The sequence below is a fragment of the Haladaptatus ordinarius genome (assembly GCF_054177595.1).
The window spans coordinates 1-10,857 of record NZ_JBPEHH010000119.1; the positions used below are offsets into that span (position 1 = coordinate 1).

At 63.7% G+C, this 10,857-nt stretch carries 11 protein-coding genes; 2 read left to right on the plus strand and 9 right to left on the minus strand.

The window, feature by feature from the left end:
• The first annotated feature begins 210 nt into the window (after positions 1-210).
• A complete protein-coding gene (locus tag ACR3FF_RS23320; RefSeq protein ID WP_458190531.1) occupies positions 211-390 on the plus strand; it encodes a hypothetical protein in 180 nt (59 codons plus the stop codon).
• Between the two features lie 62 nt (positions 391-452).
• On the opposite strand, the gene ACR3FF_RS23325 is transcribed toward ACR3FF_RS23320, so the two are convergent.
• The 8 genes from ACR3FF_RS23325 to ACR3FF_RS23360 all read right to left on the minus strand — a co-directional run bounded on the left by ACR3FF_RS23325 (position 453) and on the right by ACR3FF_RS23360 (position 8,921).
• Positions 453-1,433 carry an isocitrate/isopropylmalate dehydrogenase family protein gene (locus ACR3FF_RS23325; RefSeq protein WP_458190532.1) on the minus strand — a complete coding sequence of 327 codons (981 nt, stop codon included), beginning with the start codon at positions 1,431-1,433 and terminating at the stop codon, positions 453-455.
• On the minus strand, positions 1,430-2,047 hold the full coding sequence (leuD, locus tag ACR3FF_RS23330) for a 3-isopropylmalate dehydratase small subunit (protein WP_458190533.1): 618 nt from the start codon (positions 2,045-2,047) through the stop codon (positions 1,430-1,432). The genes ACR3FF_RS23325 and leuD overlap by 4 nt, the downstream gene beginning before the upstream one ends.
• Positions 2,044-3,465, minus strand: a complete 1,422-nt coding sequence (gene leuC / locus ACR3FF_RS23335; protein ID WP_458190534.1) for a 3-isopropylmalate dehydratase large subunit — start codon at positions 3,463-3,465, stop codon at positions 2,044-2,046. The genes leuD and leuC overlap by 4 nt, the downstream gene beginning before the upstream one ends.
• Complete coding sequence (locus tag ACR3FF_RS23340) at positions 3,462-3,767, minus strand: DUF7989 family protein (RefSeq protein WP_458190535.1); 306 nt, start codon at positions 3,765-3,767, stop codon at positions 3,462-3,464. The genes leuC and ACR3FF_RS23340 overlap by 4 nt, the downstream gene beginning before the upstream one ends.
• Complete coding sequence (ilvC, locus tag ACR3FF_RS23345) at positions 3,760-4,809, minus strand: ketol-acid reductoisomerase (RefSeq protein ID WP_458190536.1); 1,050 nt, start codon at positions 4,807-4,809, stop codon at positions 3,760-3,762. Before ilvC ends, ACR3FF_RS23340 begins: the two co-directional genes overlap by 8 nt.
• A gap of 5 nt (positions 4,810-4,814) precedes the next feature.
• On the minus strand, positions 4,815-5,537 hold the full coding sequence (gene ilvN, locus ACR3FF_RS23350; protein WP_458190537.1) for an acetolactate synthase small subunit: 723 nt from the start codon (positions 5,535-5,537) through the stop codon (positions 4,815-4,817).
• Positions 5,534-7,333: a biosynthetic-type acetolactate synthase large subunit gene (gene ilvB, locus ACR3FF_RS23355; protein WP_458190538.1), complete on the minus strand. Its 1,800-nt coding sequence runs from the start codon at positions 7,331-7,333 to the stop codon at positions 5,534-5,536. The genes ilvN and ilvB overlap by 4 nt, the downstream gene beginning before the upstream one ends.
• 361 nt (positions 7,334-7,694) lie before the next feature.
• Positions 7,695-8,921, minus strand: a complete 1,227-nt coding sequence (locus tag ACR3FF_RS23360) for a LeuA family protein (RefSeq protein WP_458190541.1) — start codon at positions 8,919-8,921, stop codon at positions 7,695-7,697.
• Between the two features lie 351 nt (positions 8,922-9,272).
• Here ACR3FF_RS23360 and ACR3FF_RS23365 point away from each other — a divergent pair, with 351 nt between their 5' ends.
• Positions 9,273-9,653 (plus strand): YkvA family protein, encoded by a 381-nt coding sequence (locus ACR3FF_RS23365; RefSeq protein WP_458190539.1) that lies wholly within the window; start codon positions 9,273-9,275, stop codon positions 9,651-9,653.
• Positions 9,654-9,857: 204 nt separating this feature from the next.
• Here the strand turns inward: ACR3FF_RS23365 and ACR3FF_RS23370 are convergent, their stop codons facing one another.
• Positions 9,858-10,472 (minus strand): class I SAM-dependent methyltransferase, encoded by a 615-nt coding sequence (locus tag ACR3FF_RS23370; protein ID WP_458190540.1) that lies wholly within the window; start codon positions 10,470-10,472, stop codon positions 9,858-9,860.
• Positions 10,473-10,857 lie beyond the last annotated feature (385 nt).

Sequence of the window (10,857 nt, forward strand, 5' to 3'; positions counted from 1 at the left end):
ACCGAGAGACGAGTCGGCAACCCCGACAGACGACTCTCTCGGAGTATGGTTCCGAAACCTCCGACAATGAGGCTTCCCTTGTAGGAAGCCCCGCCCTTTAGGGCGGGCGAGGATGTCACAGTCGTCGTAGCGGAGGATAAACTCGCTCGTTGGTGGCCGATAGAAAAATCGAGCAGAAAACATATTCCGCAGTAGTATCCACTGAGAGACATGCCATTCACCGCGAAAATCGCCATCGGTCTCCTCGGTTATCGCTACGCCTACCACCTCTCGTTGTTCGGCGAACGACTTGACGCGATCGGAAGCAAGACGCCAGCGGACGAGGTCGAACCGACGAACTGGAGGGTACTGCTCACACAACTCAGCGTTCTCTTTCTGGTATTGGAGTGATCTTCGCTATCGCTGGCGTCTTCGCACCGTAGTCGAGAATGTGAATCGCTCGACTGACCGAATTACAACCGACCGAGAACCGCCTCGGTGACCGCGTCGGTTCCCACGTCGCCGCCGAGGTCGGGCGTTCGCGGCCCGTCTTCCAGCACCGATTCGACGGCCCTGCGAACCGCTTCGCCTTCGCCGTCGTAATCCAGGTACTCCAGCAGCATCGCGGCCGAGAGCATGGTCGCACAGGGGTTCGCCACGCCTTCGCCAGCGATGTCCGGGGCAGTTCCGTGGACGGGTTCGAACAAGGCACGCTCCGGGCCGATGTTCGCGGAGGGAAGCAGCCCCAGACCCCCCACGAGTCCAGCAGCGAGGTCAGAGAGCACGTCGCCAGCGAGGTTTGGACAGACGACCACGTCGTACTGTTCGGGGTGCAGACAGAGGTGGGTCGCCAGCGCGTCCATCAGGGCGTCGTCGTGGGGAACACCGCGCTCGTCGGCCACGCGAGCGACCGTCTCCCAAAAGAGGCCGTCCGTCTCGCGCATCACGTTCGCCTTGTGCGCGATGGTAAACCCGTCTTCGTCGCGCTCTGTGACGTACTCGCAGGCGAACTCGGCAAGTCGCTCGGAGGCGGATTCCGTGATGACCCGCGTCAAAGTCGAAGCGTCGTCGGTGAGGCGCGATTCGTGGCCCGCATAGACGCCCTCGGTGTTCTCACGGAGGAAGACGAGGTCAGTGTCTGGCCGGAGGGCGTCCGTTCCAGGGTAGGCCCGCGCGGGGCGGACGTTGACGAACGAGTCCACCGCCTGGCGGAGCGGGAGGATGACGTCCGCCGCCGTCTCGCCCGCCGCACCGAACAGGGTCGCATCTGCGCTAGCGACCAGTTCACGGGTTTCGTCGGGGAGGGGAGTGCCCGTCTCGTCGTTCACCGCGTCGCCAGCGTAGGCCGTCACGAACTCGAACTCCGGTTCCACTGCTTCGAGGACGTGCCGGGTTGCGGGAACGACCTCCTGTCCAATTCCATCGCCGGGGATGACTGCGATTTCTTCCGTCATTGTTCGACGTAGGGGAGACTTCGGGCTGTCTCCTCGATGGCCTGTTCGTTCGATTTCATCAGGGCCGTCGTGTCCCAGATACCGTCGACGAGCGCCTTGTGCTGGGCGTCGTCCACGTCCGCCTCGATTTCGCGGTCGTCGTAGCGCACGGCTTCGTTCGCCACGTCCACCTCGATTTCGGCATCGGGGTTCGCTTCGACGTAGCTCTGCAGGTCGGCTATCGACTCGCTGTCGGCGGTGACGGTCGGTATCCCGAGGGCGAGACAGTTGCCCGCGAAAATCTCTGCGAAACTCTCGCCGACGATAGCGTCGATGCCCCAGCGTGCGAGTGCTTGCGGTGCGTGCTCGCGCGAGGAGCCACAGCCGAAGTTGGCGTTGACGACCAGCACCGACGCCTGCTGGTGGTCGTCGTGGTTGAAGGGGTGCGATTTTGGTTCGTCGTCCTCGTCGAACCGCTGGTCGAAGAACGCGAACTGGCCCAGTCCGTCGAAGGTGACCACCTTCAGGAACCGCGCCGGGATTATCTGGTCGGTATCGATGTCGTTGCCACGGACCGCGATGCCGGTTCCCGAGGCACGCTCGACCTGCTTCACACCGTCGGTGGCGTCGCTCATACCGTCGTCACCTCCTGCAGTTCGCGCACGTCGGTCACCTCGCCGCGAACTGCGGCGGCGGCGACCATCTCGGGACTCATCAGGACGGTTCGCCCGTTCGGGCTGCCCTGCCGTCCGACGAAGTTTCGATTCGAGGATGAAGCACAGGCTTCGTCGCCCTCCAATTGGTCTGCGTTCATGCCGAGACACATCGAACAGCCAGCATCGCGCCAGTCGAAACCAGCCTCGCGGAAGATATCGTCCAGGCCTTCCTGCTCTGCGGCGGCTTTCACGCGCTGGCTTCCGGGAACGACCATCGCCCGCACGCCCTCGTGAACCTCGCGGCCCTCCACGACGCTGGCGGCCCGGCGCAAATCGGGGAGGCGAGCGTTCGTACAGGAGCCGAGGAAGGCGACGTCGACGTCGTAGCCGTCCATCGTCTCGCCCGGTTCGACGCGCATGTGTTCCTGTGCGCGACGGGCAGTGTCGCGCTTTTCCGCGGGCAGGTCGTCCGGGTCCGGAATCGGCTCCGTGATGCCGACCCCCTGTCCGGGCGTCGTTCCCCACGTCACCATCGGTTCGAGGGCCGACCCGTCGACCTCTACCACGTCGTCGTAGGTGGCGTCCTCGTCAGACCGAACGGACTCCCAGTAGGATTTCAGCCGGTCGAACTTCTCCGGGTCGTCTTGGAAGGCGTCGGTCTCGCGCAGATACTCGAACGTCGTCTCGTCGGGATTGATGTAGCCTGCACGAGCACCGCCCTCGATGGACATGTTACAGATGCTCATCCGCCCTTCCATGTCCAGATTTTCGATTGCCTCGCCCGCATACTCGTAGACGTAGCCGACGCCGCCGTCGGTGCCGAGCCGCCGGATGATTTGGAGGATAATATCCTTCGCGGTCACGCCCGGCCCGAGGTCGCCTGTCACGCGAATCTGGCGTACGTCCTGTTTCTCCATCGCCACGGTCCCGGTCGCCAGCACGTCGCGAATCTGGCTCGTGCCGATACCGAACGCCAGCGCGCCGAACGCGCCGTGCGTAGCGGTGTGACTGTCGCCACAGACGACGGTCATGCCGGGTTGGGTCAACCCTTGCTCGGGGCCGATGACGTGGACGATACCCTGGTTGCCCGTGTCGGGGTGCGAAAAGTCGATGCCCGACTCGCGGACATTCCCCTCCAGTTCGGCCATCATTTCCTCGGCCGATTGGTCGTCGTAGGGCCGGGATTGGTCTGCGGTCGGGACAATGTGGTCGACCGTGGCGTGGGTGCGGTCAGGGTACGCGACTTCCATGTCGCGCTCCCGGAGCATGCCGAACGCCTGCGGACTCGTCACCTCGTGGACGAGGTGCAGACCGACGAACAGCTGGGTCTGACCGGTCGGGAGTTCGGTGACTTTGTGGTTCTCCCACACCGTGTCGTACAGCGTTCCCTCGCTCATGAGTCCGGTTCTTGCTCCGTCGGTCCTCGGTCGAAGACGCCGTCCGCGTCACCCGCACCCTCCGGCGGCGTGTGTTCGACGTCGGACATGGTTTCCGCGTCGTCCTTGATGGCGTCTTGGTCGGCGTCGGCGGCCTCCCGTCGGTCGTCGGCTGCTACTTTCCCGCCGTCTGCGACGACCGGTCCGCGGTCGAACACGCGAGTCATCGCGCCTTCGTCAGCGTACGGATGGGTGTGGCTGATATCTCTCATCGGCTCTCCGCTACGCATTCGCGGTTTCGAGTCACGTGATTCACTAGTCATCGGCAGGCACCTCCTCCACCTCTGCGTCCTCGGGTTCCGGGTCGTCCGCCCACGCGAACAGGTCGCGGAGTTTCTCGCCTACGGCTTCGATGTCGTGGTTCTTCTCGGCCTGGCGTTTCTGACGGTAGGCTGGGCGTCCGGCCTGATTCTCTAGAATCCACTCGCGGGCGAACTCGCCGTTCTGGACGGCTTCGAGCACCTCTTCCATGTTCTCGCGGGCGTGGTCGTCGACGACGACGTTACCGCGAGTCAGACCACCGTACTCGGCGGTGTCGGAGACCGAATCCCACATCTCGCCGAGTCCACCTTCGTACATCAGGTCGACGATGAGTTTCATCTCGTTCAGACACTCGAAGTAGGCCATCTCCGGTGAGTAGCCTGCGTCCACGAGCGTCTCGTAGCCCGCCTTGATGAGTTCGGTGATACCGCCACAGAGGACGGCCTGTTCGCCGAATAAGTCGGTTTCGGTCTCCTCGCGGAACGTGGTTTCGACCACGCCCGCCCGGGTACAGCCGATGGCTTTCGCGTAGGCCAGCGCCTCGGCTTTCGCCTCGCCACTGGCGTCCTGATAGACCGCGAGCAGGCCCGGCGTGCCCTCGTCGGCCTCGTAGTTTCGGCGCACGAGGTGCCCCGGCGACTTCGGAGCGACCATCGTCACGTCCACGTCTTCTGGCGGTTCTATCTGCCCGTAGTGGATGTTGAAGCCGTGGGCGAACTGGAGGGTGTCACCTGCTTCGAGTTCGGATTCGATGTCGTCGTACACCGCGGGCTGGACGGTGTCCGGCACGAGCACCGAGACGACGCTGGCTTCGCTGGCCGCCTCCTTCGGCGTGGCGACGCGGAGGTCGTCGGCTTCGGCAGCGTCGCGCGAGGCCGAGCCCTCACGGAGGCCGACGACCACATCCACCCCGCTGTCGGCGAGGTTCTGAGCGTGGGCGTGGCCCTGACTGCCGTACCCCAGTACTGCTACGGTCTCGTTCGAAAGCTGTTCGTCGTCCGCGTCACTGTCGTAGTATATCGTCGCAGTTGGTTCGTCTGTCATGGTCTCTAATCGTCGGGCGTGGTGGTCGTGTCGCGCGATTCGTCGGTCGCGTGCTGGTCGGTCGTCGAGGCGGTTTCGTGTCCCGGCTCCTCGCCGGGCGTGGTCGGCGTGTCGCCACGGGCGAGCGCGGTCTGGCCGGTTCGGGCGATTTCGATGATACCGAACTGGCGGAAGGCGTCGACCGCGTCGTCTATCTTCTGCTGGTCGCCGGTGATCTGCACCGTGATGGTCCGCGGCCCGGCGTCCAGCGTCTGTCCCTCGTACATCTGGGTGATGGCGTGGACCTTGTCCGGTTCGTCCCCGCGAACTTTTAGGAGGACCAACTCGGCGCTCACGGCGGCGTCGTCCAGTTCGCCCACCTGGATGACGGGGGTGAGCTTCGCCAGTTGTTTTTCGACCTGTTCGATGCCGTGGTCGGTCTCCTCGACGACAAGCGTGATACGGGCGTGCCCGTCGACCGTCGTCGGGCCGACCGTCAGGCTCTCGATGTTGAACTGCCGCCGGGAGAACAGCCCGGAGACGCTCGACAGGACGCCCGGTTCGTGTTCCACGAGCGCCGAGACGACCGCAGTTCGATACTGCGGTTCGGCGTCGGTCTCCGAGTCGGTTCGCACGCCGTGTTCGTTGCGGCGAGCCTCGGGATGGGGTCTGTCCTCCGGCGCGCGGCCGGGCATCCCCGCCGAGGGAACCTCCGGCGTCGCCTCGTTCGTGGCGTTCTCCCCGCTCATAGCTGGTCCTCCGTCAGGGCGAACTTCCCGTTCGCACCGCCGCTCGGCACCATCGGATAGACGTTCTCGCGTGGGTCGATGTGGAAGTCGACGACCGACGGGCCGTCGTAGGCCAGTGCGGCCTCGACGGTGTCGGCCACTTCGTTCTGCGTATCGACGGTGAACCCTTTCGCGCCGAACGCCTCGGCGAGCGTGCCGAAGTCCGGACACCAGTCGTACTCCGAAGCGACGCGGTTGCGCTCGAAGAAGGCGTCCTGCCACTGACGAACCATCCCGATGTACTCGTTGTTCAGGACCGCAACGGTGATATCGAGGTTCTCGCGCACCGCCACCGACAGCTCCTGGACGGTCATCAGGAACGAGCCGTCGCCGTCGAAACAGACGACTTGCTGGTCGTCGTCGGCCGCCATCCGCGCGCCGATGGCGGCGGGCAGTCCGTAGCCCATCGCGCCGAGACCGTGCGATGAGACCCACGTCCGGGGTTCGGTGAACGTCCAGAACTGCACCGCCCACATCTGGTGTTGACCGACACCCGTCGTGACGATGGTGTCGTCGTCGGTCGCCTCGTCGAACGCTTCCACGACGAACTGGGGTTTGACCGGTCCCTCCTCAGACTGGTGATAGGTCAGGGGATACTCGTCTTTCCAGTCGGTGACCTGGTCGCGCCAGTCGCTAGAGTCCGGTGAGGACGCCATCTCGTCGCCGATGGCGTCGAGGGCGAATCCGGCGTCACCCACCACCGGCACGTCGGCGTGGACGTTCTTCGATAGCTCCGCCGGGTCGATGTCGACGTGGACGACGGTGGCTTCCGGCGCGAACGTCTCGACGCCGCCGGTCAGGCGGTCGTCGAACCGACACCCCACGGCGAACAGCGTATCACAGTGCGTGACGCTCATGTTCGCGGTCCCGGTTCCGTGCATTCCGACCATCCCCACCGAGAGGTCGTGGTCTTCCCGGAACGCCCCGACTGCGGGCATCGAGCTCGCCACCGGGATTCCGTGTTCGGTCGCGAACGCCCGAAGTTCGGCGCTGGCGTCACCTTTGATGACCCCGCCGCCTGCGAGGATGAGGGGACGCTCGGCGGCTTCCAGTGCTCGGGCCGCCTCCTCGACCGCGTCCGCGTCTGGCCGCTCCTGTGGCGTGTAGTGTTCCGGCGTCTCGGCGGTCGATTCGCGGGTTTCGGTCTCCGCCAGCGTGACGTCTTTCGGCAGGTCGACCAACGTCGGGCCGGGGCGACCCGCCTCGGCGAGTGCGAACGCCTCGCCCACCGTGTCGCCGACGGTGTCGGTGTCGCCCGCGAAGTAGTTCGCCTTGGTGATAGGCGCGGTGACGCCCGTGGTGTCCGTCTCCTGGAAGGCGTCGTTCCCCACTAGGTCGGTCGGAACCTGCCCCGTCAGCGCGACGAACGGGTCGGAGTCCATGTCGGCGTCGGCGATTCCCGTGACGAGGTTCGTCGCGCCGGGCCCGGACGTCGCGAGACAGACGCCGGGTGTTCCGGCGACGATGCCGTAGGCGTCGGCAGCGTGGGCGGCACCCTGTTCGTGTGCCATCGTGACGTGCTGGAGGTCGGAGTGGGCGAGCGCGTCGTACACCGGCATGATGGCCCCACCCTGCACGCCGAAGAGGGTCTCGACGCCGACCGATTCGAGTGCGCTGACGACGGCACTCGCGCCCGTCTGCGTGACTCGTTCGGTCGCGTCGTGGGCGCTCGCGTCGCCGTCTTCCGCCGCGTGGTCGCTCGTCTCGTCCGTCTCCTCTGTGTCCGTGGCGATGGACTGCACCACGTGTTCGCTCACGTTGCAGTCACCTCCGTTCGTGCCACGGCGGTTCTGCGTGCGGTTCGTGTGTCGTTCGTCGCTCGATTCGTGCCGGCCGTCGGTCGTGTCTCTAACATCGATTTGTGCGCGTGCTCCGTGCTGTTCGATTGCGATTCTGCAGGGTCGTGGGTCGAAAAGTGTAGTGGGGCGTCTATGCCCCTACAATAATCACGCGCCGGACAGTCCGGACTCTCGACGCTCGCGGACCGGGAGTCGCGGGTGACTGTCGCATCTGTGTTTGCATCGTTCCGACCGCGACGGAAATAGCCCTTGCGTGCCAGGCAATTCTTGCCCTGTGGCAGTGGCTCACAGGGAGTGTGACGAACACGGGAGGTCATGGTCAGGCAGTCGCCTCCTCCCGAGAATCGACGCCCAGTTCGCGGGCGTAGCGTCGCACGTCGCTGACGGTGACGCGCTCTTTTTCGGCACCGCGGTCTTTGACCCGGCGCGTGATTCGCCGTACCTCGTGGTCGGTCGGGGCGAATCCGGCCTGTCGCAGGTGCTTGCGGACGGCGTGGGTCCCGGTGTGTTTCCCGAGGACGAACTCCCGGTTCGCACCGACCATCTCGGGCGTCATCACGCCCGTCTCGAACGTGTCGCTGTTCTCGATGACGCCCGCGGCGTGGATTCCGCTCTCGTGTGCGAAAGCGTTCTCGCCGACAACCGGTTTGTTCACCGGGACGGTCACGTTGCTCCACCGTTCGACCATCTCGGAGACGGTGGCGATCTGGGGCGTGTCGATACCGGTATCGACCCCGTAGACGCTTTCGGCCGCCATGACGACTTCCTCGAAGGCGGCGTTTCCGGCGCGTTCCCCGATGCCGTTGATGCTCACCTGCACTTGCTCTGCGCCCGCTTCGAGGCCGGCCATCGCGTTCGCGGTGGCCATTCCGAAGTCGTCGTGCGTGTGCACGTCGATGCGGGCGTCGGTGTGTTCGCGGACCTGTGCGACCAGGTCGGCGAAGCGTCCGGGCGTGGCGACCCCGCAGGTGTCGGGAATGTTGATCCACTCCACGCCGGCCTCTGAGACGGCTTCGACGATTTCGGCCATGTAGTTGGGGTCGGTTCGCGTCGCATCCATCGGCGAGAACATCGGACTCGCGCCCGCCTCCACGACTCGTTCGACCGCCTTCACGGCCCGTTCTTTCACTTCCTCGCGCGTTGCGTGCATCGAATCTTCAATCTGAACGTCGCTGGTCGACGCGAAGACGTGGACCATCTCCGCACCCGTATCGAGTGCGGTCTCAACGTCACCGTCCACGACGCGAGCCAACGCACAGGTGGTCGCCTGCGTCGAGTCGGCGATGTCGCTGACCGCATCGAACTCGGCGTCACCGTTGGCGGGGAATCCGGCCTCGATGACGTGCGTTCCCATCTCGTCCAGCGTCGCCGCTATCTCGCGTTTCTCGTCCGGCGTGAACGACGTGCGTGGCGTCTGCTCACCGTCGCGGAGCGTCGTGTCGAAAATTCGAACGTTATCGATTTCGTTGGTGTGGGCTAACGTACCCTCGAAGAACTCGACCCCCCCTCTCGGAGGTGGTGTCGTTTTCAGACATTGTACTCGAATCCAGCGCCGAACTGATACTTAAGCGTTGTGCTCAGACAGGTCGTTCCAACACGCATAACAGTCTGTTTGGACAAGAGGTTGGAGAAAATCGCAGGACACCGACGGGTTGGTGTGACATTCGATTCCTTAAATTCCCTTAGTGTGACTGCCAGGAGTCGCGTCGTTCGACGTCCGGCGAGACTGAGAGCGGTCGGCCGGGAACTGTCACCCCTACCACCGCGCTGCTGTTGCCACCAATCGTCGTCATCCGGGACGTCGGCCTCCCCGTTTTCGGGGCCGCGTGCGAGACGACGAGCGCCCACTCGTCACGGAAGCGGCCACTTAAGTCCGAATGCGTGATATGCTCGAGTGATGGCGTTCGAGGCGTGGAAAGAACGTGCGGAAGAACTGGAAGCGGAGGTGTACGCGCTCTATCTCGCCTTTCGGGACAACCGAACGCCGCTCACTGCGAAGGCAGTGATTGCGCTTATCGTCGCCTACGCCGTCAGCCCCATCGACCCGATTCCGGACTTCGTTCCGGGACTGGGATACCTCGACGAGATACTGGTTCTTCCCGGCGGTGTCACAATCGCCCTCTGGCTCATCCCGGACGAAATCATGGACGAGTGCCGAGAGCGGGCCGGCGACGAAATCGACGTCGGGCGCGCCCGGTGGGTCGTGGCGGTCGTCGTGTTGCTCCTGTGGATACTGGTCGGAATGCTGGTAGTTCGCACCTTCACTAACTGGCTGTAGCCGGGTTACGGCGCTCACTGCGGTCGACGCAGTACCACGCCAGCGACGCGCCCCGTCCCTTGCAGCGACGAAACGTGCGGCCGAGTTGCTGTCACGAACGACGTGCTGAATAGAGAGGAGATGTCAGCAGACGGCTAGCGCTTGGTTCACCGTTGAGCGACGAAGCAGGTCGATAGACTGGAATTACGCGTCGGTCACCGACGCTCATACTCGCTCGACGACTGCGAGTAAACCCGGGAACGAAGTCTCGTGCGTCTCGAACGCTACGTCCTGCGTTTCCAAGACGTTCCACTCCTTTACGAAGGCGGAAGAGACGTCGTCGGGAGTGATGGGGTTCGGTCCCCCATCCTCCGGGGCACCTTCAGCAAATCCGACGAGGAACACGCGACCACCTACCGAGACGATGCTAGCGAGTTCGCGAGCGTAGTTCTCGCGCTCTTCGGTCTGGAACGCGTGGAACAGACCGCTGTCCAGCACGGTGTCGAACGTTCCGATGTCGTCGGGTAAGTCCAGTGCGTTTGCGACCCGGAACGACGCGTCGAGACCTCGTTTTTCGGCCTTCTTCCGTGCTTGCTCGACTCCCTCTTTGGAGAAGTCTATGCCCACGGCCGTATATCCCTCCGCTGCAGCCCAGAGTGCGTGTGTTCCAGTTCCGCATCCGACGTCGAGGACGCGACCTGATAACCCGTCGCTCCCGACGGCGTTCACGAGAGCTGGCTGTGGCTCGCCAGTGTCCCACGGAGGAACGGTCTCGCTTTCGTACACCTCGTTCCACCACTCCGCTGGGTCATCCGTCTCGGATTCTGACTGGTCCGACATGGCCTGTTATTCGATTCATTTTCCGCTAATAATTCTGTTGAAATGATGCGAAGGCTGACTGTATTGGCGTCAGCTTGTACTACCAGTTCCTGGCCGGGCGAACTCACACAACACTCGCGCTGTTTTGCTAAGCACGTGCTCTGTCTCGTTCGAACCAATTCCTCCTCCGTCCATGAGCGTTCAGTAGCTGATTCGTGCCCAGTCTCGCGCAGTAACTCGACGAGTCGCCGAGTTGCTGTCACGAACGACGTGCCGAATAGAGAGGATGAGGGCGCAGTAAAAAGGGGCACGATTTGACGACTCATAGGCCACAAGTGAGCATTGAGTAGCTTATTAAAATTATTTACAATAGCTATACATTGCTTCAACCCTATTAGTTGCTATA